The following is a 20,406-nucleotide window of genomic DNA, read 5'->3' as shown; positions in this document are numbered from 1 at the left end:
CGTCTACAAGCCCTGATTCACCACAAACGAAAAAGCCCCGCCGCGATCGCTCGCGGCGGGGCTTTTTCGTTTGAAGACGTATTACCTGAGGACGCTGCGGCGGGAGCCGCGCACCGTCAGTGCTTCATCGTGACTTCGTCGCCCTTCAGGACGGCGAAATGCAGAACCACCATGGTGATGATAACGCTGAGAACGCTCATGATGACGCCGGCCCCGACGATGAGACCCATCAACATGCCGATCAGAATGGCGATGATGCCGGCGGTGCCGTATTTCACCAGCCAGAGAAAACCGAGATAGGTCTTCTGATGCTCGCGGTAGTCCATCGGCGCGCTTTTGCCGACCTCGAAACCCGAATGCTCCGCCATGCTTTCCTCCCCCGCGATCGCTCAAAGCTTGTCCCTGAATAGCCAAAAGCGGGAGGCCGGGCAATCGAGCTGACGCATGGATGCGAAAACGGGGCGCCCGAAGACGCCCCGCCATGAGCGATCTTGTGAGGCCGTCGTCAGGCGGCCTGACGCTTCTCGTGCCGGCCTTCCTCGACCTCCTCAATGATCTTCGCCACGAAGGCGTCGAGATCGCCGGGATTGCGCGAGGTGATGAGCGCCTGATCCGTCACCACGGTCTCGTCGTGCCAGCGACCGCCGGCGTTTTCGACATCGGTCTTGATCGACTTGAAGGACGTGACGTCGCGCCCCTTGATGACACCAGCCTCGATCAGAAGCCAGGGAGCATGGCAAATCGCGGCCAGCGTCTTCTTGGAATTGTAGAAATCGCGGATGAAGGAGACCGCCTGCTCTTCGGCGCGCAGCTTGTCAGGGTTGATCTGGCCGCCCGGCAGCACGAGCGCGTCGTAGTCGGACACGCTCACATCCGACAGCACCTTGTCGACCGGCACGCTCTTGCCCCAGTCGGTCTGGTCCCAGCCCTTGATCTCGCCGCTCTTGAGCGAGACCACATGGACGGTAGCACCGGCTGCCTTCAGCTTTTCCAGCGGAACCGTCAGCTCGGACTGCTCGAAACCATCCGTGGCGAGAATCGCGATCTTTGCCTGTTTGATGCTCGGCATGGGAAAATCCTCTTGCGTATTGGCGGCCCTTTCGGGTGCTGCGAAGCGCCGCTCGCGGCGCGGCACCACATGGCCGTTCGGGGAGCTAACGGAGGCGATTCGGGATGGTTCCCCGAAAGCGGCGTAATCGATCGCGCCACAGTCTCACTTGCACGATCGAATAATGCCCTTGCTCAGAACGCGTCCGGCTCGGGCTCGGCGTCGATGGCGGCCATGGCGACGGAGTAGGAAAAGCCCGCGCGCATAAGAGCGGCGATGTCCTTGTCGCGCCGCTCGGCCCGGCCCCTGGTGCGATGCGGCCCAAGGCGGCGGCGCTTCGCCAAGGCCCTGGCCGCTCCCTCCTCGTCCGTCTCGTCGGCTTCCATCACGCTCGCCACCGTCTCGCGATCGACGCCCTTCTCGCTGAGCTTCATCGCGCTGTGGCGGCGCGAGGCGCCGCGCCGGCGAAGGCTGGCGAGCTTGGCCTCGGCGAAGGCGCGATCGTCGAGCAGCTTCAGCTCCACGAAACGCGCGACCGTCTCGTCCACCAGCCCGGCGAAGGCCGAAGCATCCTCGCCGCGCAGCATGGCGCGGCGCGTCACCTTGCGCGCTAGGACGCGCTTCAGATGCGCCGTGCTAGCGGCGTAGCGCTCGAGATAATGGGCGGCGGCTCGAAACAGCCAGTCGGCCGTGATCGGCTTCGGGGGCTTGGGCTCGTCGGTGGGGCTCTGGCGGCGCATGAGCCGATCTATAGGGCCGATGCGGGTCTTCACCAAGGGCATGGCCCGACACGAAAAGGCCGGCGCTCTCGCACCGGCCTTTTCCCATGTTGAATCGACGTCGACTGTCAGGCGGCGCGGGCGTAGCCGCGCTCGATGTGGCCCGTACCTTGCGACCCGAAGCGCTCGCCCAGAAGGCCGACTTCATAGGCCAGCATCGTGGCCTCGGTGCGGGCGCGGTCTAGGCCCGAGACATGCTCTTCGGTGAGGTTGAACAGCGTACCGCCATGGAGGAAGGACGCCTCATAGGCGGCGCGCTGCACCAGCCCGGTTTCGAGGCGCGGGGTGGGCGAGCGTTCGATCATCGTCTCGATGGTGCGCGCGATACGGCTCGGAATGGTGGTCACGGCGCTGGCGACGAAGGCCCAGTCGCGGTCGCGTCGGCCCTTGCCCATTTCCATTCGCAGAAGCTGGTCTGTGGCGAGCGCGGCATAGGCCGAGAGCGGCGAAAAGCGCACCGGGATCAACGCCCGGTCGGCAAGGCGGGCGCCGGCGCGCAGGAGATCGGCATTGTCGCCGGCATCGATGATGGCGACCTCGCCCCGACGGCGCGCAGCGCGTACCAGACGCTCCAGCGCCATTTCGTCGTCGGCCACCTCGACCGTACAGCGCTCTGGGCGACCGGGCTTGGTGCCCCATTCCACCAAGTCCTTGTCGCGCGCCGCGTCGATGAGCACGACGGGAATGTCCGCCGCCGAAGCGACGCCCGCGAGCGCCAAGGCCAGGGTGGAGGAACCGGAGGTCTTGAGAGATCCGATGGACAGAACGGGGATCATGGCATGCCTTTTCACAAGGCGCGCAAAAGCTCTGCCGCACGGGAGCTGTGGCGTCGCGCTGGGTTGAAACAATCTGTCTGAGGATATGGCCGGCGGGAGGAACCGGCCGTTAAGCTCCTCGCAGGATTGATTAAAGTGCGGTGAGGGTTAACGAGGTGTTAACGCCGCCCGGCGCCGCCGCCCTGCGGCTGACCCAGGGCTTGCAGGGGCGCCGGGGCGTATGCCATGCGACAGGTTCAGGGCCGAGCGGGCCGATTTTGGCGGGAAAGGTGACAAGTCTCATGAGCGCGAACGGGCTTCTCGTGGCTGTTCCGGCCGATGTCAGGGAGTTCGAGAACTATTCCTGGCACGCCAGCCCCAGCACCTATCTCGCGGCGATCCGGGACGTGGCCGGCGCGCTGCCAGTGATCGTGCCGGCGCTGGCCGACGAGAGCGATCTCGACATCCTGTTCGAGCGGATCGACGGCGTGCTCGTCACCGGGTCTGTCTCCAACGTCCATCCCGCGCTCTACGGCGTCGAGCCCAGCCCGGCCCACGAGCCCTTCGACCCCGCGCGCGACCGGCTGTCGCTCGCCATGATCCGCAAGGCGATCGAAGGCGGCGTGCCGCTTCTGGCGATCTGCCGGGGACATCAGGAGCTGAACGTGGCGCTAGGCGGATCGCTCGCCACCGAGATCCAAGATGCGGCCGGGCGGATGGACCATCGCGCGCCGTCCCATCCCGAGCAGAGCGGGCGCTTCGCCCTACGCCATCCCGTCAGCCCCGAGCCGGGCGGCCGGCTGGCGGGGCTCGTGGGCACGGCGCCCTTCGCCGTCAATTCGCTGCACCGGCAGGCAATCGACCGGCTGGCCGAAGGACTGGCGGTCGAGGCGCGGGCCGAGGACGGAACGATCGAGGCCGTGTCGGTGCCCGGCGCCGCGAGCTTCGCGCTCGGCGTTCAGTGGCACCCGGAATATTGGGCAATGAGCGACGCGCCTTCGCGCGCCATTTTCGAAGCCTTCGCCAATGCCTGCGCCGCGCGCCGCGACGCCCGGCGGCGCTGAATCAGGGCAGCGAGGCCAGGAGCAGCCCGAAGCCGAGAACGACCAGAAGCAGCGCGCCGGCCAGTTCCAGAGCGGCGCGCAAGGGGCGCAGGCGCGACGCGCCCTGGCCGAGGCGCAAAACCACGTCCTTCGCCAGGACCGCGAGCGTGGCGAGCGCCGACACGGTGATCGCCGTGCCCAGCGCCATGGCGGCGACCGACAGAGCGCCGCTGCCGTAGAGGCCGTTGAGCAACGCGAAGGTCAGCACCACGATCGCGCCCGAGCAGGGGCGCAGGCCGATCGCCACCACGGCGACCAGACCCGAGCGCCAGGAAAAGCCGGCTGCACTGAGCTCAGCCGGGGCCAGGATATGAGGCCGGCCGCAGTCGCAGGCGTCTCCCGCCGCATCGTCGCAGACATCCGCGCCATAGGCGCCCGAGGCTCGCTGCAGGTGCCGGGGCCGGCCCTGGCTGGCATCGGAGAAGGTGCCTTGCCCGGCGAAGGCCAGCCCCTCCGTCCCCCGCGCCGTCGGGCGCAAGAAAAGCGCGAGTGACGGCAGGCGGCGCAGAAGCGCCCGTCCCTTTCGAAGAACCAGCCAAAGGCCGATCAGGCCGACCGAAAGATAGGAGGCGAGTTCCAGGCCGAAGGCGACCTTGGTCATCGACATCGACGTGCCGCGCAGCACCACCCAGCCGAAGGCGACGATGAGGCCCGCCGACAGGCCTTGGGCCAGCGCCGAGGCGAAGGACAGTGCGATGCCGCGCTTCAACTCCACCTCGTTGGCGAGCATGTAGGAGGAAATTACCGCCTTGCCGTGGCCCGGCCCGGCTGCATGGAACACGCCGTAGACGAAGGACAGGCCGACCAGCCAGGACAACCCGCCCTGCCCGTCCCTGATGCCAACCAGCGCGTGGCGCAGATCCACGAAGAAGGCGCGCTGGATGCTGAGGATTTCCATGAAGACCCCGGCCAGCGGCCCACTCGGCACGGTGGTCACCTCCGCATTGCCGATGCCGAGCGAGGACTGCGCGAGGGCCGCCCCGCTGAACAGGCAGAGAAGAACCAGCGTGGGACCGGCAAGGCGCAGGGACGAACGCATGGAGGGGCCTTTCGAGGTCGATCGAAGCAGAAGCCAAGCTTGGGGTTCAGCGCGCTCTCAAGGCGCGCAGGTCACGTCGATGCGCGTCGCCAGAAGCTGCGAGAAGTTCACCCCGTCGTCGGGCAGCTTCTGGTCGGGCTTCAGCATGGAGACCGAGTTCATCCATTCCGACGCGTCGGCGTCCGGGTCCGGCCGCGTGAAGCTCTTCTTGCAGGACTTGGGCAGGTCGAGCAGCTGGTAGCTGTTCTCGTCCGCGAAATCGAAGGCGACGAAATAGCTTTCGTCATAGACCGAGAAGGTGACCTTCTGCTTGGTGAGGTCCACCGGCTCGGCCGGCACCATCTCGAAGAACAGCGTCAGCTGTCCATGGTCGAACAAGCCGCGGATCTGATGCGGCGGCTTCAGCTTGATGTCGCGCCCGCCGATCGACACGAACGTGTAGAACTCCCATTCGGCGATGGAGCCAAGAACGGTCTTGCCCACCTCCTCGAGTTCGGGCGGGTCGAGCTTGCCGTTGCCGTTCTTGTCGAAGTCCACCACGACCGAGGAGGAGAAAAGCTCGTCGAAGCGCCAAATGTTGCGCAGCGAGACGAGCTTGCCCTCCTTGTTTCCGACGATCTCCATCTTCGAATCGGCGAAGACATGGGGGTGGGCGCTCGCCAGACCGGTGGCGGAAAGACATAGAGCCAGCGCGCCAGCGCCCGCCCGCACCATCCGTTTGCGATTCATGCCGCAGTCCCCGTTCGATTCGCTTCGTTGGACGGGCAAAGAACGGCCAAATTGGGGACAAGGCAAGCGGGAGCGCCCCGCTCGCCCCGCCTCGCTCCAGCGTTACTGCAGCACCACGACCTGCGCGCCGACATGGACGCGCTCGAACAGGTCCTCCACATCGGCGTTGCGCATGCGGAAGCAGCCGGCGGAGGCCGCCGAGCCGATAGAGTTCGGCGAGTTGGTGCCGTGGATGCGATAGGTGCCCCAGCCCAGATTCATCGCTCGCTTGCCGAGCGGATTGCTGGGGCCCGGGCCGACCGAGACCGGCAGCGTGGGCTTGGCCTCGCGCATGGAGGGCGTCGGCACCCAGATCGGGTTGAGGCGCTTCTTCGACACCCAGCTCGTGCCGAACCACTGCTCGCTCGGCTTGCCCACGGCGATGTCGTATTTCAGCGCCCGCTCGTGGCCGGTGACGAGGAAGAGCTGGCGGGCGCCGGTGAAGACGACGATCGTCCCCGGCTCGTAGTCGCCCAGGAACAGCGTCTCCTGCCGGTCGGCCGCGGGCACGGCGGCAAGAGCCGGCGCGGGGCCGAAGGCGAGGGAAAGGGCGAAAGCGGCGCAAGCGGCAAGTGCGCGAAAGCGGACCATGGACTGACCTCGGATCAAAGCGGCCCCGCCACGACCGAATGGGTCAAGCGGCGGGCTCGCGACCCGGGCAATTCTTTCGAAACCAGGTTGCCAAGAAGTCAACAAACACGCGCGTTCGCGCCGGCAAATGTCGGCGATGGGGAAAAACCGCGTAGATGCCGGCATCGTGCGGCACGAATTCATCGAGAATCGAGACCAGACGCCCGTCGGCGATGTCCTGCCGCACCACGAATTCGGGGATCAGCGCGACGCCGAGGCCGGCGAGGGTCGCGGCACGAACCGTGTAGGGCGAGTTCGCGGAGAAGCGGCCCGAGACGTTGATGGGGATCGGATCGCCTGTCTTGGGGTCGCGGAAGGTCCAGTTGTAGAGCGCCTTGGCGTTGGAATCGATCACCGCCGGCATGCGCGAAATTTCGGTGGGATGGGTGGGCACGCCGTGCTCGCGCAGGAATTCCGGCGTCGCGCAGATGGCGAAGTCGAGCTGGCCGAGCCGGCGCGCGATCATCGACGAATCGGTAAGCCGCGTCATGCGGATAGCGACGTCGAAGCCCTCCTCCACCAGATTGACGAAACTGTCGTTGAGATGAAGGTCGAGCGAGATGTCGGGATGGGCGGCCGAGAACTCCACGAGGCTGAGCCCGAGCTCGGCGTCGCCGAACGTGCGCGCGGCGGTCACGCGGAGCGCGCCCTTCGCCTCGCCGGTCGCCTCGCGCGCTTCCTCGTTCAGGGCCGCCAGATCTGCCAGGATGGTGGAGGCGCGCGCCACGTAGATCTCGCCCGCCGCCGTCAGGGCCACCTGCCGCGTGGTGCGGTTGATCAGGAGAACGCCGAGTTCGTCCTCCAGCTCGCGCACGTATTTCGACAGAAGCGCCTTGGAGCGACCGGTCTTGCGCGCGGCGGCGGAGAAGCCCTCGCTCTCCACCACGGACAAAAAAGCGCGCATCCGGGTCAACGTATCCATCGGCACATGTTCCTTGCCTAAAACCGACCTGTGTTGCCGTCCGACGACACCGGAAGACTGGCTTCCTTAGCAGGTTCGCATCCACCGAAGAGGGTGAATTTTTTGCTTGTCTGAGCCGGCTGGCGGACTTATATCCGCCTCTGCCCAATGTCGCACGTGCCTGTGGGCGTCCCCCGGTCCTTCGAATGCGAATGTCACCGGGTCGGTCACTGGAGTTTAGTCTCCAGGTCGGTTTCGCTGCTGGCGAAATCGTGGACGCCTTGAAGCAACGACGGTGCGGGCCTTTCTGGTCTCTCCCGGTCTCCATCTCCGGGAATACTGCAGAGGCACACCATCCTTGCCTGAAGTGCGGCGGGTTCAAGCCCTCCAAGCCATGGCACAATCCTCCGTTCCTGCGCGGCCTCGCGGCCGTTCGGACCGGTCGTCTGTCGCGTTTCGCGTTCAGTCCATGAGCGGGGTCTCCACCGGCCGCTTGTGGGTTCGACCGCGTGCGCTCCTTGTCAACCCCCGCGGTTTACCGGAGCTATCCCATGGCCACGCAGCGCATCATCGATTTCCTCGCCACCCGACGTCCCACCGGCCCTTGCCTCGTGGTCGATCTCGACGTGGTGGAAGACAATTACCAGGCCTTCCGTCGCGCGCTGCCCGATTCGGCGATCTACTACGCGGTGAAGGCCAACCCGGCGCCCGAGATCCTGCGCCTCCTCGCTTCGCTCGGCTCCAATTTCGACTGCGCCTCCGTGGCGGAGATCGAGATGGCGCTGAACGCCGGCGCGAGCGCGAACCGCATCTCCTACGGCAACACGATTAAGAAGGAGCGCGACGTCGCGGCCGCCCATGCGCTCGGCGTCTCGCTCTTCGCGGTCGACTGCGTGGAAGAGGTCGAGAAGGTCGCCCGCGCCGCCCCCGGCGCGCGCGTCTTCTGCCGCGTGCTGACGGACGGCGCGGGCGCCGAATGGCCGCTGTCGCGCAAGTTCGGCTGCGTGCCGGCCATGGCGGTGGACGTGCTCACCCACGCGCAGGCGCTCGGCCTCGTTGCCACCGGTGTGTCCTTCCATGTCGGCTCGCAGCAGTGCGATACGCAGGCTTGGGACGGCGCGCTGGCGGACGCGGCCTTCGTGTTCAACACGCTGGCCGAGCGCGGCATCACGCTGACCCTCGTCAACATGGGCGGCGGCTTTCCGACGCGCTACCTCAAGGACGTGCCGAGCGCGCAGGCCTATGGCCGCGCCATCTTCGCCAGCCTCTGCCGCCATTTCGGCAACCGCCTGCCCGAGACGATCATCGAGCCGGGTCGGGGCATGGTGGGCGATGCCGGCGTCATCAAGGCCGAGGTCGTGCTCGTGTCGAAGAAGTCGGTGGAAGACGCCAATCGCTGGGTCTTCCTCGACATCGGCAAGTTCGGTGGCCTCGCCGAGACGATGGACGAGGCGATCCGCTATCCCATCGTGACGGCGCGCGACGAGGACCGCAAGGAGCCCTGCGTGCTCGCCGGGCCGACCTGCGATTCGGCCGACGTGCTCTATGAGAAGACCCCCTACCCGCTGCCGATCTCGCTGACGGTGGGTGACGAGGTCCTGATCGAGGGCACGGGCGCCTACACGACCACCTATTCGGCGGTCGCCTTCAACGGCTTCGAGCCGTTGCGCTCCTACGTCATCTGATCGTGATGGCGGCGCCGTAAAAGACGCCGACACCGATTCCAAAAAACCGAGCCCAGCGTCGGTCGCCCTTTCCAGGGCGTCGGCGGTGGTGCCGAACCGATGGCGACGAGGCCGGCCCAGGCCTCGCCTTTTCTTTCGCACGCTTCTGGTCTGGCCGGCGCCCTCAAGCCCCGGCCGGTCGCTTTCGCTCCCGCGCGCGTTGGTCTTCGACTGAGGCGCGAGTTCGTTCGTCTCCCGTTTCGAGGATCGCCCCATGGCCGCGCGTCCCGTTTCCCTGTTCGAACTTCTCCGCGCTCGGCCGGAGGTGCATCTGCGCGCCGAAACGGCAGCGGATCTGACGGCGCGCGAAACCTTGCTGGACGCCGCCATGGGCACCGGGCGCACGCGCAAATCGTCCGAAGCGATCCGGCGCGGCCGCCTGCCCGCCAGCGGCCTGTCGCTGGTGGCGGAGAGCGAGGACGACGCCTTGGTCGGCACGGTTCGCCTGTGGAACATCGCCTCCGGTGTTCGCGACGGCGCGCCCGTCGCCGCGCTTCTGCTCGGCCCGCTGGCGGTCCTGCCTGGTTTCGAAGGATTGGGCATCGGCGCTAGCCTGATGCGCCGCGCCGTGGCGGAGGCAGCCTTTGGCGGCCACAAGGCGATCGTTCTTGTGGGCGATGCGCCCTATTACAGCCGCTTCGGCTTCTGCGCCGAGCACGCCGCCGGCCTCGTCATGCCCGGCCCGTTCGAGCGGCATCGACTGCTGGGGTTGGAACTCGAAAGGGGCGTCCTGCGCCAAGCGGCCGGGCTGATCGTGCCGACGGGTCGGGAGAGCGCGGCCGGCGATCTAGCCGCCGCGGCCTGAGGACGAAGGCTCAGACGCTGCCGGAGTAAAGCAAACCCGCCGAGGCCGGCCTCGGCAGGTTTGGCATTAGACTGCGATGTCGATGACGCCCGCGTCGCCGCTGTCCGAACCGAAGGCGAGAAAGCGGCCCTTCGCGTCCCAGCCGAGCGTTCGCACCACACCCGAACCGCCGCGCCGCAAGAGCGCTTCCTTCGAGTCGGCGATGCGCACGGCGAGGATCATGCCGTCGGCATAACCGATCGCCACGATGTCGTCGGTCGGGTGGCAGGCGACGGCGGTGACCATCGTGTCGCCGCGCGTGCCGAGTTCCAGCGGCGCCTTGTTCATCGGCCCGTCCTTGGCCGAAAAGGGCCAGAGAATTGCAGCCGGAGCGCCGGAGGTGGCTAGGAACTTTCCCTTGGCCGACCAGGACCAGCTCTTCACCTTGGCTGGATAGCCGGTCATGCGCATGTGCTTGCCGTCTTCCAGCCGCCAGCCATGCAGAGCGTTTTCCTGCATCACGGTGACGAGGAAGCGGCCGTCCGGCGAGAAGAAGACGTCGGAATGCGGCCCCTTCCATTCCAGTTCCTGCGGCTTGGCGTCGGTGCCGGCGAAGTAGAGATTGGCGCCGTCATAGCGCGCGGTCGCGAGCCGGAGGCCCTTGGGCGCGAAGGCGACATCCTCCACCGTTCGCGGGTGGGCGAACTCGCGCACCGGCCCCTTGGCCTCGCGCACGAAGGCCGAGCGGCCGGCGGCAAAGCCGAGCGCGCCGCCCGGCCCACCGGCAACGGACGTGACCCACTTGCGCCCGGCGGAGCCGAGCTCGGCTTGGCCGGCATCGGCGAGGATGGACACGACGCGCCCGTCCTCCCCGCCCGTTAGCAGGCGGTTGGAGAACGGGTCGAACCGGGCGGTGACGAGGCCGCCCTTGTGCGCCTCCACCACCCGCTCGCCGCCGGCGGGAAAGCGCACCGTGCCGTCGGACAGGGCGAAGACCGGCGCTTCTCCCAGGAAAAGCGCCGTCTCGACATGATTGTCGAAGCTATAGGGAACGACCTGCGGCATCAGGCGCCGACTGCCTCGCTGGACTTGGCGAGGCACGCCTGGAACTCGCGCTCCAGACGCTTGGCGTCGAGCTCGCGCCCGATGAAGACAAGTCGGCTTTCGCGCGCCTCGCCTTCGCGCCAGGCGCGCTGGTGGTCGCCCTCGATGATCATGTGAACGCCCTGCACGACATAGCGATCGGGATCGCCGGCAAAGGCCATGATGCCCTTGAGGCGCAGGATATTCGGCCCTTCGGTCTGCGTCAGGTTCTGGATCCAGGGGAAGAACTTGCGCTGGTCCACCTCGCCGCCGCGCAGCGAAACCGAAATCACCGTCACGTCGTGGATCGGCGAAGCCTCGCCATGATGATGGTGGTCGTGGTGATCGTGCCCGTGGTCGTGATGCGCATGGTCGTCATGGCCGTGAGCATGGTGGTCGTGACCATGGCTATGGTCGTGATGATGGTGGTCGTGGTCGCAGTCCGGGCCGCAGACATGGTCGTCATGCGCGTGGGCGGCTTCCTCGAGGAATTCCGGATCCTGATCGAGCACGCGCTTCAGGTCGAACGCACCCTGCCCCAGCACGCGGCGCGGGTCGATCGCGGAGCGCTCGGTGCGATGGATCACGGCATGCGGGTTGATGGCGCGAACCGTCGCCTCGACGCGTGCCAGCTCTTCCGGCGTGACGAGGTCGGTCTTGTTGAGAAGCACGACGTCGGCGAAGGCGATCTGGTCCTCGGCCTCGCGCGAATCCTTGAGGCGCAGCGGCAGGTGCTTGGCGTCCACCAGCGCCACCACGGCGTCGAGCCGCGTCTTGGCGCGCACGTCCTCGTCCATGAAGAAGGTCTGAGCCACGGGCACGGGATCGGCGAGGCCCGTCGTCTCCACGATGATCGCGTCGAACCGGCCGGGGCGCTTGGTCAGGTTCTCCACCACGCGCACGAGATCGCCGCGCACGGTGCAACAGATGCAGCCGTTGTTCATCTCGTAGATCTCTTCGTCGGTCTCGACGATGAGATCGTTGTCGATGCCGATCTCGCCGAACTCGTTCACGATCACGGCGTAGCGCTGGCCGTGGTTCTCGGAGAGAATCCGGTTGAGCAGCGTCGTCTTGCCGGAGCCGAGATAGCCGGTGAGAACGGTGACGGGAATCTGGTTTTCGGAGCCGCGAGCAGAGTCGGACATCGGGGTCACTCCATGACAGGTCCGCCCGATATAGTCCCGCCTCGTGGCGATTGCACGAGCCCCGCGCCAAGATCGAAGCGGGCGATGTCACTGAGGAATTCCACGAAGCCCCGCGCCTGATGGTCGGCGATCGCCTCGCCCATCGCGGCCGAGGCCAGCCGGGCGTCGCCCACCGTGCCGACGGGGTTGAGATCCTCCGCCAGCCAGCCGAAGCCGAGCCGGCCATGGGCTCTGAGATGCCGCAGCTCCAGAGCCATCTCGCTCTGGCGCGACGGCTGGTCGGCAACGCTTTGCGCCCGCACGAGGTCCGGCCGGAAGGCCAGCATGAGCGCGGTTTCCACCGCGCCGCCGTGAATGCCGATCGCCCGCTCCAGCTCCGGCACGAGCCCGTCCGGCAGGCCGAATCGCTGCCAGCCGGCGGTGGCGCAGAGAAGGCCGAAGCGCCGGCGAAGATCCAGCGCGGCCAGTTCCATCACCTGCGTGTTGCCGCCATGCGAGGACACGAAGCACATTCGCCGAAAGCCTGCGCGCGCCAGCCCCTCGCCGATGCGCAGCAGCGTTTCCGCGCCCGTGCGCCAGTCCAAGGACAGCGTACCGGGAAAGCTTCCATGCTCGTCCGAAGTGCCGATCCGCTGCACCGGCAGGAATGTGGCGGCGAGCGTTTCGGGCAGGCGCGCCAGAACCCGCTCCACCATGGCGTCGGCGATGATCGCGTCCGTGCCGAGCGGCAGATGCGCCCCGTGCTGCTCGGTCGCGGCCAGTGGCACCACGGCGACGGCGCGCGCCAGGGCGGGGCCCAGCGCCGCAAGATCGGCCGTGGTGTTCTCCTCGTAGCGCTGGGCGAGCGTCGGCATGGCGGCCTTCCCTGACTGAACCTCGCCTCGGGTCTTAAGCCCCTTGGGTTTGGCCTGCAAACCTGCAGCCGGCTTGGGTTTGCGATGGACTATGACAGGGGCTCCGGTCCATGCTGCCCTTTACACCTGCCAAGCAAGGGAGCGGCATGAGGGGAAAGAAGAACAAGCGGAAACTTCTCAGCCAGTTGACGCTCGCCTCGCGCGCCGCCCGCACCACGCTTTCCGTTCGGCTGGCAGGCGAAGGCCTTCATCCCGGCCAGGACGCCGCGCTTCTCGCCATTGCGGAGGATCGCGGCCTGACCTTGCGCGATCTCGCCGAGAAACTATCGGTGCGCCCGCCCACCGTCACCAAGACCATCGGCCGCCTCGCCGCGCAGGATCTCGTGGAAAAGCGCGCCGGCACGGCCGAGCGGCGCGGCAGCACGGTGCACCTGACCGAACGGGGCGAATCGCTGGTGGAGGGCGTGCGCCGCGCGCAGGTCGAGACCGAGCGCCAGGCCTTCGCCGGCCTTTCGGCCAAGCAGCGCAAGACCCTGCGCAAGCTCCTGCGCCGCATCGAGCGCAATCTCGGCACGCCGGACGGCGTCGATCTGGCGGAAACCGAGGATTAGCGCGCCCGGCACATCCGCCCCGCCGCCGCGCAGCTTCCCGCCGGCTCCTGTTGCGCCGGGCCCGGCCAGTCCTTAAACCCTTAGGCCAAGGACAACCGGACGGATGCGGAACGGCGTATAGGTGGCTCAAAAGGTCAAATTATCGACGATCGCCGAAGCGCTCGGCCTTTCCACGGCCACGGTCTCGCTGGCCCTGCGCGACAGCCCCCTCGTGGCGGAGGCGACGCGCGAGCGTATCAAGGAAGAGGCGCGGCAGTCCGGCTATATCTACAACCGGCGCGCGGCCAGCCTTCGCACCTCCAAGTCGGGCATCGTCGGCGTCTGCGTCCACGACATCATGAATCCGTTCTACGGCGAGATCCTGAAGTCGGTGGAGGACGAGCTCGGCCGCCATCGCCAGACCTTCATTCTCTGCAATCATTATGACGACCTCGCCAAGCAGCGCGCCTTTCTCGACACGCTGCTGCAGCTCGGCGCCGACGGGCTGATCCTCTCGCCCGCCATCGGCACGCCGCCCTCCGACATTCATCTGGCCGAGACCAACGACCTGCCGGTGACGCTGATCGCCCGCACCGTCGAGGGTTCGGGCGTCACCTCCTTCCGGGGTGACGACACCTACGGCATGTCGCTCGTGGTGCGCCATCTCATCGAGGAAGGGCATCGCAAGATCGCGCTGATCGGCGGCACCGACCAGACCTCGACCGGGCGCGACCGCCAACGCGGCTACCAGAACGCGCTGGAAGAGGCCGGCCTGGAAGTGCGGCCGGAATGGTGGATCAGGGGGCCGCGCTCGCGCCATTCCGGCTTCGACGCGGCGCGGGACTTTCTGGCGCTGCCGGACCGGCCGGACGCCGTGGTCTGCTTTTCCGATCTCGTGGCGCTCGGCCTCATGTACGGCCTGTCGCGCGCCGGCTTGCGGCCGGGAGTCGACATCGCCGTCTGCGGCTACGACGATATCGACGAGGCCGCCATCGCCATGCCCCCGCTCACCACCGTTTCCAACGGCCAGAGCGAGGTCGGCGAGCGGGCTGCCGGCGCCCTGCTCGCCCGGCTGAACGGCGAGCCGGCCGTGGAGCGGGTGGAACTCATCAAGCCCGAGCTCCGTATCCGTCGCTCCAGCCGCCTATCGCTCGGTACCGATCTCACCAAGTCCTGAAAGGACCCAAGCCTTGACCTCCGACACGAAGCCTCCCGTTCTCGTCTTCGGCCCCTACAATGCGGATGGTCTGGCCGAACTCGAACGCCGCTTCACGGTCCGCCATCTCAAATCGCGCGATCTGTCGGAGTTGAGCGAGGGCGAGCGCGGCGCGGTGAAGGCCGTGGCCGTCGCCGGCCATCTGCCGAACGAGGCGATGGACGCCCTGCCGGCGCTGGAGATCGTCGGTCATTTCGGCGTCGGCTATGACGGGGTGGACGCCGGCCATGCGGCCGGGCGCGGCATCGCCGTCACCAACACGCCGGACGTTCTGACCGACGAAGTCGCCGACACGGCCGTCGCTCTCCTTCTCATGGTGGTGCGAGAGCTGCCCCAGGCGGAGGCCCATGCCCGCTCCGGCGAATGGGAGCACAAGGGACCCTATCCCCTCACCCGCTTCTCCCTGCGCGGCAAGACGGTCGGCATCATGGGCCTCGGGCGGATCGGCCTTGCCATCGCCAAGCGCCTGGAAGGCTTCGGCGTCGCCATCCGCTACCACAACCGCTCGCAGCGGGGCGACGTTGGCTATCCCTACGACGCGAACCTCGCGGCGCTGGCGCAAGCCTCCGACATTCTCCTCAATGTTGCGCCGGGCGGAGCCTCGACCGACAAGGCGATCGACGCCGAAATCCTGCGTGCGCTGGGGCCGGACGGCATTCTGGTGAATATCGGGCGCGGCTCGACCGTGGACGAGGCGGCGCTGATCGAGGCGCTGGAAACGGGCACCATCGCCGCCGCCGGGCTCGACGTCTTCGCCGACGAGCCCCGGATCCCCGAACGCCTGCGCCGTCTCTCCAACACCGTGCTCCTGCCCCATGTCGCCTCGGCCTCGCGCGACACCCGCATTCTTATGGGCAATCTGGTGGCTGACAATCTGAGCCGCTGGTTCGCGAGCGAAGCGCTGGAAACGCCCGTGCCGGAAAGCGCCAAGGCGGGGTTGATGCGCCGTCCTTAAGCGAGAGGCGCGGCCGGGTTTCGATGGGTTAACAAAGACTTAAAACCGGCCCGCCCGTGCCGCATGGCTGAGTCCCGCGCTTGAGGGTTCCGCGTCTGCCAGCCTCGCGCCATATTGCGCTGCGATAAATCCCCTCTATCGAAACGCAAGGGAGCGGTTGATGACCGACACCTTACGCTCGACCGTCTTCGTGTCGCCCCGCCGGCAGGCTTGCAGCGCGGCCCTCGCCCTTGCAGGCGCTTTGCTTGTCGCATCTCCCAGCTTCGCCGCGCAAACGGTGGAAGGCTCGACAGGCCTCGCCGCCGATCTCGCGTCCGCCACCATCGCGCGCCTGGGCGAGCGGATGGAGGAGGTGCGCGACCCCGAGCAGACCCGCAACACCGATCTCGACCTGACGCTGCGCATCGCCGCGCCGGACGCCGACCGCACGCTGGCGCCCTTTCTCGACGCCGTGCCCATGCCGGTCTTGCCGAGCCTTTATCTCGGCGAGGAGTTCAACGCGCGCGAGACGCCAAGCCGCGCGCTGGAAATCCGCCGCAGCGCCGAGAGCCGGACCGCGCTCAATCTCTGGACAACCGGCGAAGTCGAGATGGGGCGCGACGGATCGGGCATGCTCGACGGCGGGCGGAGCCTCGCCGGCCTGTCGGGCGGATTCGACCTGTCGCTGTCCAACCGCACCTCGCTCGGCATGGCGCTGGGGCTCGACCAGCGTATCGGCGATTCCACCGTCAGCGCATTAAGCCTTGCCACCTATGGCAGTTTTCACCCCACCGCCCGCACCTTCGTGGACGTGGTGGCGGGCGCCTCGCGCCTCGCGGAAACCCGCAGCCTGGACGCGCCCGCCTTTGTCGGCGGGCTGGCCCAGGGCTTCGGCGCCCTCACCTTCGGCTACGAGCACCGTCGCGGCGCCTGGATGATCTCGCCCTATGGCCGCGCGCAGGTCTCGCGCCTCGGCGCCGATCTCCTGCCCGCGCTGAACGGCGCGACGGTCGGCGCCAGCAAGGCGACCGCGATCGCGGGCCTTCGCACGGACTACACGATGAAGGCCTATGGCCTTTCCTTCCGTCCGGGCTTTCGCGTCGAGCTGAACCGCGATCTGTCGCAGGCGCAGATGCGCGGGCAGGACGATGTCTTCGGCCGCTCGGGCTTCGCCAGCCTCACCTTCACGCCCGGCATCCGCGCCGACATCACGCCGGACTGGAGCGCCCGGATCGAGCACAAGACGATCTGGGAGAACGCCTCCCCGCGCTCGTCCATGGAAATGAAGATCAGCGGCAAGTTCTGAGCCACCCCTTTATGTCCCTGTCGCTCCATTATCTCCCCGACGCGCAATTCACCGAGACGCACTCGATCGAGATCCAGGCTGAGCCCGGCGGCATTCTGGATGCGGTGGAGCGACTGGCGCCCGGCGACGATCCGCTCGTGGCGCGCCTCATGGGCCTTCGCGAGGTGCCGGCGCGGCTCCTCGGCCTTCGCGACCCGTCCGATCCATTCGGCCTGCACAATTTCGTTCGGCTGGAGCGCACGACAAACGAACTGGCGTTCGGGCTGGCAGGTCGCTTCTGGCGGCCGGATTTTGGCCTGGTTCGGCTCGACAGCGCCGAGGCCTTCCGCACTTTCGCCGAGACGGGCGTTGCCAAACTGGTCCTGTCCTATGCGGTGGAGCCTGCCTCGCCTGACATCATGCGGCTGACCACGCGCACCCGCGTGTTCTGCCCCGACCTTGCGACGCGGCTGAAGATGATGCCCTATTGGCTGGCGATCCGCCCTGTGAGCGGCTTGATCCGCAAGCGGACCCTTCGCCTCGTGAAGGTCGATGCCGAACGTCTTCGGCAGGCATAAAGGCCGATCTTTTGGCGGCCAGCGTCGGGAACGCACCTTCGCACTTGCGAAAAATGTGTTGCAAATGCGTTTCGTTAACCTTCAGGTAAGATTAATGGAGTGATACTGGCTCTCCAGCGGGCATGGTCAGGACAGCGATCAGCCGCCCGCCTCGATTTTCAGGACACCCGCTTTGGCGAGCCGATGGTTCGCCGCTCGGTGCCTGTGCCGCAGGAGATCGAATATGAGATTCGCCCCCGTCGCTCTCGTCGTCGGATTCGCGGGTACGATTCTGGCTTCCTACCTCCAGGGGCCGGCCGTCGCCTCGACCGACAGTCTCGTGGCCGCCATGTCACCCTCGCCCGAGATCACGGCGTCGATCGCCGCGGACGCCCAGGGCGCCGATGCCGAGACGCTCCGCCTCATCGACCTGCGCAACGGCGCAAGCTGCAAGGTCAACGGTCCGGTGGATTCGGACGGGCCGCACCGCCTGCCCATCGGCCCGGCTTGCGCCAAGTCGCCCGATCTCGCCCGCGTCGCCTATTGGGAAACCAAGAATGACGGCTCGCTGGTCATGACCGACCACCAGGGCGAGACCGTCCTGGAGTTCATGCCGGGCGACGGCGTTCTCTACGAATCCGTCTATCCCAGCAACGCGCTGATCACGATCGTCCCCGCGCGCAGCTAAGCTTTGCCCCAGTGCAGGAGACGGACGGCGCCTTCGGGCGCCGCTTTCGTTTCAGCCCTCGCGGCACGCTTCGAGGGAGCGGATCTGGTGCCCCTCGCCGTTGAAATTCTCGTCCGCCAGCCAGCGCTCGAACCCGGCCTTCACGCCGGGCCATTCCTTGTCGGTGATCGAGAACCAGGCCGTGTCGCGGTTGCGGCCTTTCACCACCATGTGCTGGCGAAACAGGCCCTCGTAGCTGAAGCCGTAGCGCGCGGCCGCGCGGCGCGACGGGGCATTGCCGCTGTTGCATTTCCATTCCAGGCGGCGATAGCCCAACTCGTCGAAGACGCGGCCATAGAGGAGCGCGAAGGCCTCCGTCGAAGCGCGGGTCTTCTGCAGGCCGGGGCTGAGGCAGATATGGCCGATCTCCGCCACGCCGTTCGCGAGATCGAGGCGCATCAGGGCGGCGACGCCGGCCGCCTTACCCGTGTCGGTGGGAATGATCGCATGGAATTTCGGATCGCTGCCGAGATAGGTCGCCTCGGCATAGCGATGGAAGCTCTCGGCTCCGTCGAACGGGCCATAAGCGAGATAGTCCCAAAGCTGGTCGTGACCGCGAAACCCCGCCTCTAGATTGGCGAAATGCCTGTCGTCCACCAGGGTCTCGACCCGCACATGGCGGCCCACCAGCGGCGCGTCCCCAGGCAGGGGTCTGGGCGTCCAGGTCGCGAGGGAGGCGTCGGTCATCGGGAATGGGCCTTCAGGAAGAGAATCACGCGGTCGCGAAGCGCAGGGTTGCCGAGCGGCAGCGCCGTGGCAAGGGAGCTGACCGCGCCGATATGATCGAGACCGGGGTAATACTGCGTTTCGACCCGGCCGCCCTTGGCCTCGATCGCCCGCGCCATGGAGCGCGTCTCCTCGGGGTTTACGGTGGTGTCGGCCAGCCCTGCGATCAGCAACGTCGGGGCCTCGCGTCCGTCGGGAAAGCGAACCGGCTGGCTGTCGGTGCGCGTCGCGGGCGGGAAGATCGCCTTGTAGCGCTCTTCCTGGATCGGCAGGAAATCGTAGGGGCCGGCAAGGCCGACGAAGCCGGCGAGATCATGCGCCTTCAGCCCGACGCGGGCGAGATAGCGCTCGTCGAAGGCGAGCAGGCCGGCAATCTGCGCGCCAGCGGAATGGCCCATCAGAAACAGCGGGTGCCGCCCGGCGGGGATGCCCTGGCCGCCATCGCGCGCGAGCTTCGCGACGACGGCCGTAGCCTTCGCACCATCCTCCACAAAGCCGGGGAAGGTGACTTGCGGATAAAGCCGATAGTTGGGAATGGCCACGACGAAGCCGGCCGAGGCCAGCGACTGTCCGACGAAGGGATAAAGCGCCTTGGAGCCACCGTCCCAGCTTCCGCCGTGAATGAAGACGACCACCGGCGTCGTCGCCGTCGCGCCGTTCGGCACGTAGAGATCGTAAGTGCCGCGATCCCCCGGCGCGTAGCGGAGATCACGCACCGTCTCGAACCCGGCCCGGGAGGTGACGGCGTTGAGAAAGGCCGGGGCGGAGCAGCCGGCGAGAACGCAGAGGGAGACAAGACCGAGGAGGCGGGGGAGAAAGCGCGACATGACCGATCCGGCTGGAGACGACCGGGCCGAACATGGCGCGGCGACGGCCGAAAGCCAGCGGCAATGCCGCGCGAACGAAAGGGTCGCAGGCGAGCTAGCCAGGGGGCCAGCCTTCGCGTCTCGTCCGTCTGGGTCGAGGCAGGGCCGGCAATGACCGGCCGGAAGCGGAGAGAGACGCCCCTCCCCGCCGGCACCGCCTCTTGAAGCGTCAGCGCGTGCGCAGCGCCGCCGCCTCGCGGGCGAGCTGGGTGATCGTGTCGAAACGGCCCTCGGCGATCATGTCCTTGGGCGCGATCCACGAGCCGCCGACGCAGACGACGTTCGGCAGCGCCAGATAGTCCGACACGTTGCTGGGCGACACGCCGCCGGTCGGGCAGAAGCGGATCGCCTTGAAGACGGGGGCGAGCGACTTGAGGTAGGGAATGCCGCCCAGTTGCTCGGCCGGGAAGAACTTCAGGATCTCGTAGCCCTCCTCGATCATCGCCATGAGCTCGCTCGGCGTCGCCGCGCCCGGCAGAAGCGGCACTTCGGAGGTCTTGGCGGCGTCCAGCACCTCGTGCGTCGTGCCGGGCGAGACGATGAAGCGCGAGCCCGCCTCGACCGCTTCCTCGAACTGGCGCGGCGTCAGGATCGTGCCCGCGCCGCAGATGGCGCCCGGCACCTCGGCCGAGATGGCGCGGATCGCGTCCAGCGCGGCGGGCGTGCGCAGCGTCACCTCGATCGCCGGCAGGCCGCCCTTGACCAAAGCTTCGGCGAGCTTCACGCCGTCGGCCGCGCTTTCCACCGCGACCACGGGCATGACCGGCTGGGCTTCCAGGATTTCAAGCAACGCATGGGTCTTCTGGGTCATGGCTCCGGTCCCTTCGGGCGGCTGTGCGGTGGGTTCCCGCTTCCTTAGACCATCCCCGCCCGTGCCGAAACAGGGCAGTTT

23 protein-coding genes are annotated in these 20,406 nt (G+C 67.3%); 9 read left to right on the top strand and 14 right to left on the bottom strand.

What is annotated here, in order from left to right:
- Window positions 1–116: 116 nt before the first annotated feature.
- From AUL32_RS03255 to AUL32_RS03240, 4 genes are all read right to left on the bottom strand, one after another.
- Window positions 117–368 carry an aa3-type cytochrome c oxidase subunit IV gene (locus AUL32_RS03255; RefSeq protein WP_061974875.1) on the bottom strand — a complete coding sequence of 84 codons (252 nt, stop codon included), beginning with the start codon at window positions 366–368 and terminating at the stop codon, window positions 117–119.
- Between the two features lie 137 nt (window positions 369–505).
- Window positions 506–1,069 carry a type 1 glutamine amidotransferase domain-containing protein gene (locus AUL32_RS03250; protein WP_062111727.1) on the bottom strand — a complete coding sequence of 188 codons (564 nt, stop codon included), beginning with the start codon at window positions 1,067–1,069 and terminating at the stop codon, window positions 506–508.
- 173 nt (window positions 1,070–1,242) lie between these two features.
- A complete protein-coding gene (locus tag AUL32_RS03245; RefSeq protein WP_062111721.1) occupies window positions 1,243–1,788 on the bottom strand; it encodes a regulatory protein RecX in 546 nt (181 codons plus the stop codon).
- Between the two features lie 107 nt (window positions 1,789–1,895).
- Entirely contained in the window at window positions 1,896–2,603 is a 708-nt protein-coding gene (locus AUL32_RS03240; RefSeq protein WP_062111719.1) for a hypothetical protein, read from the bottom strand.
- Window positions 2,604–2,884: 281 nt separating this feature from the next.
- Here AUL32_RS03240 and AUL32_RS03235 point away from each other — a divergent pair, with 281 nt between their 5' ends.
- Window positions 2,885–3,646: a gamma-glutamyl-gamma-aminobutyrate hydrolase family protein gene (locus tag AUL32_RS03235; RefSeq protein WP_062111717.1), complete on the top strand. Its 762-nt coding sequence runs from the start codon at window positions 2,885–2,887 to the stop codon at window positions 3,644–3,646.
- Between the two features lies 1 nt (window position 3,647).
- On the opposite strand, the gene AUL32_RS03230 is transcribed toward AUL32_RS03235, so the two are convergent.
- The 4 genes from AUL32_RS03230 to AUL32_RS03215 form a co-directional block, all read right to left on the bottom strand.
- Complete coding sequence (locus AUL32_RS03230) at window positions 3,648–4,724, bottom strand: nickel/cobalt transporter (protein ID WP_062111715.1); 1,077 nt, start codon at window positions 4,722–4,724, stop codon at window positions 3,648–3,650.
- 57 nt (window positions 4,725–4,781) lie between these two features.
- Entirely contained in the window at window positions 4,782–5,453 is a 672-nt protein-coding gene (locus AUL32_RS03225) for a DUF1007 family protein (protein ID WP_061974865.1), read from the bottom strand.
- A 102-nt stretch (window positions 5,454–5,555) separates the two neighbouring features.
- Window positions 5,556–6,083, bottom strand: coding sequence for a L,D-transpeptidase (locus AUL32_RS03220; RefSeq protein WP_082659215.1), 528 nt, complete (start codon window positions 6,081–6,083; stop codon window positions 5,556–5,558).
- A 43-nt stretch (window positions 6,084–6,126) separates the two neighbouring features.
- Window positions 6,127–7,044 carry a LysR family transcriptional regulator gene (locus AUL32_RS03215; protein ID WP_061974861.1) on the bottom strand — a complete coding sequence of 306 codons (918 nt, stop codon included), beginning with the start codon at window positions 7,042–7,044 and terminating at the stop codon, window positions 6,127–6,129.
- A 530-nt stretch (window positions 7,045–7,574) separates the two neighbouring features.
- On the opposite strand from AUL32_RS03215, the gene odc2 reads away from it, so the two are divergent.
- Entirely contained in the window at window positions 7,575–8,708 is a 1,134-nt protein-coding gene (odc2, locus tag AUL32_RS03210) for an ornithine/lysine decarboxylase (protein WP_061974860.1), read from the top strand.
- A gap of 253 nt (window positions 8,709–8,961) precedes the next feature.
- The gene (locus tag AUL32_RS03205) at window positions 8,962–9,552 is read left to right on the top strand and encodes a GNAT family N-acetyltransferase (protein ID WP_062111713.1); all 591 of its coding nucleotides are present in this window, start codon (window positions 8,962–8,964) and stop codon (window positions 9,550–9,552) included.
- A gap of 66 nt (window positions 9,553–9,618) precedes the next feature.
- Here the strand turns inward: AUL32_RS03205 and AUL32_RS03200 are convergent, their stop codons facing one another.
- Genes AUL32_RS03200 through AUL32_RS03190 form a run of 3 tightly spaced genes read right to left on the bottom strand, consistent with a single transcriptional unit; the run spans window position 9,619 to window position 12,613 of the window.
- Window positions 9,619–10,596: a WD40 repeat domain-containing protein gene (locus AUL32_RS03200; protein WP_062111711.1), complete on the bottom strand. Its 978-nt coding sequence runs from the start codon at window positions 10,594–10,596 to the stop codon at window positions 9,619–9,621.
- A complete protein-coding gene (locus AUL32_RS03195) occupies window positions 10,596–11,759 on the bottom strand; it encodes a CobW family GTP-binding protein (protein WP_062111710.1) in 1,164 nt (387 codons plus the stop codon). Before AUL32_RS03195 ends, AUL32_RS03200 begins: the two co-directional genes overlap by 1 nt.
- Window positions 11,760–11,764: 5 nt before the next feature.
- Complete coding sequence (locus AUL32_RS03190) at window positions 11,765–12,613, bottom strand: creatininase family protein (RefSeq protein ID WP_062111707.1); 849 nt, start codon at window positions 12,611–12,613, stop codon at window positions 11,765–11,767.
- Between the two features lie 146 nt (window positions 12,614–12,759).
- On the opposite strand from AUL32_RS03190, the gene AUL32_RS03185 reads away from it, so the two are divergent.
- The 6 genes from AUL32_RS03185 to AUL32_RS03160 all read left to right on the top strand — a co-directional run bounded on the left by AUL32_RS03185 (window position 12,760) and on the right by AUL32_RS03160 (window position 17,883).
- A complete protein-coding gene (locus AUL32_RS03185) occupies window positions 12,760–13,224 on the top strand; it encodes a MarR family winged helix-turn-helix transcriptional regulator (protein ID WP_148639993.1) in 465 nt (154 codons plus the stop codon).
- Between the two features lie 121 nt (window positions 13,225–13,345).
- On the top strand, window positions 13,346–14,380 hold the full coding sequence (locus AUL32_RS03180) for a LacI family DNA-binding transcriptional regulator (RefSeq protein ID WP_061974848.1): 1,035 nt from the start codon (window positions 13,346–13,348) through the stop codon (window positions 14,378–14,380).
- A 13-nt stretch (window positions 14,381–14,393) separates the two neighbouring features.
- Window positions 14,394–15,374, top strand: coding sequence for a 2-hydroxyacid dehydrogenase (locus AUL32_RS03175; RefSeq protein ID WP_062111702.1), 981 nt, complete (start codon window positions 14,394–14,396; stop codon window positions 15,372–15,374).
- 160 nt (window positions 15,375–15,534) lie between these two features.
- A complete protein-coding gene (locus AUL32_RS03170; RefSeq protein ID WP_062111700.1) occupies window positions 15,535–16,659 on the top strand; it encodes an autotransporter outer membrane beta-barrel domain-containing protein in 1,125 nt (374 codons plus the stop codon).
- Between the two features lie 11 nt (window positions 16,660–16,670).
- The gene (locus tag AUL32_RS03165) at window positions 16,671–17,216 is read left to right on the top strand and encodes a DUF2867 domain-containing protein (RefSeq protein WP_062111698.1); all 546 of its coding nucleotides are present in this window, start codon (window positions 16,671–16,673) and stop codon (window positions 17,214–17,216) included.
- 223 nt (window positions 17,217–17,439) lie between these two features.
- Window positions 17,440–17,883 carry a hypothetical protein gene (locus AUL32_RS03160; RefSeq protein ID WP_062111697.1) on the top strand — a complete coding sequence of 148 codons (444 nt, stop codon included), beginning with the start codon at window positions 17,440–17,442 and terminating at the stop codon, window positions 17,881–17,883.
- A 51-nt stretch (window positions 17,884–17,934) separates the two neighbouring features.
- Here the strand turns inward: AUL32_RS03160 and AUL32_RS03155 are convergent, their stop codons facing one another.
- From AUL32_RS03155 to AUL32_RS03145, 3 genes are all read right to left on the bottom strand, one after another.
- A complete protein-coding gene (locus tag AUL32_RS03155; protein ID WP_062111695.1) occupies window positions 17,935–18,609 on the bottom strand; it encodes a GNAT family N-acetyltransferase in 675 nt (224 codons plus the stop codon).
- The gene (locus tag AUL32_RS03150; RefSeq protein ID WP_062111693.1) at window positions 18,606–19,475 is read right to left on the bottom strand and encodes an alpha/beta hydrolase; all 870 of its coding nucleotides are present in this window, start codon (window positions 19,473–19,475) and stop codon (window positions 18,606–18,608) included. Before AUL32_RS03150 ends, AUL32_RS03155 begins: the two co-directional genes overlap by 4 nt.
- A gap of 208 nt (window positions 19,476–19,683) precedes the next feature.
- A complete protein-coding gene (locus tag AUL32_RS03145; protein ID WP_062111691.1) occupies window positions 19,684–20,325 on the bottom strand; it encodes a 2-dehydro-3-deoxy-phosphogluconate aldolase in 642 nt (213 codons plus the stop codon).
- Window positions 20,326–20,406: the final 81 nt, after the last annotated feature.

It is taken from the genome of Aureimonas sp. AU40, assembly GCF_001463785.1.
Lineage (GTDB): Bacteria > Pseudomonadota > Alphaproteobacteria > Rhizobiales > Rhizobiaceae > Aureimonas.
The sequence above is the reverse complement of the archived record's forward strand: the minus strand, read 5'-3'. Positions and strand labels throughout refer to the sequence as shown.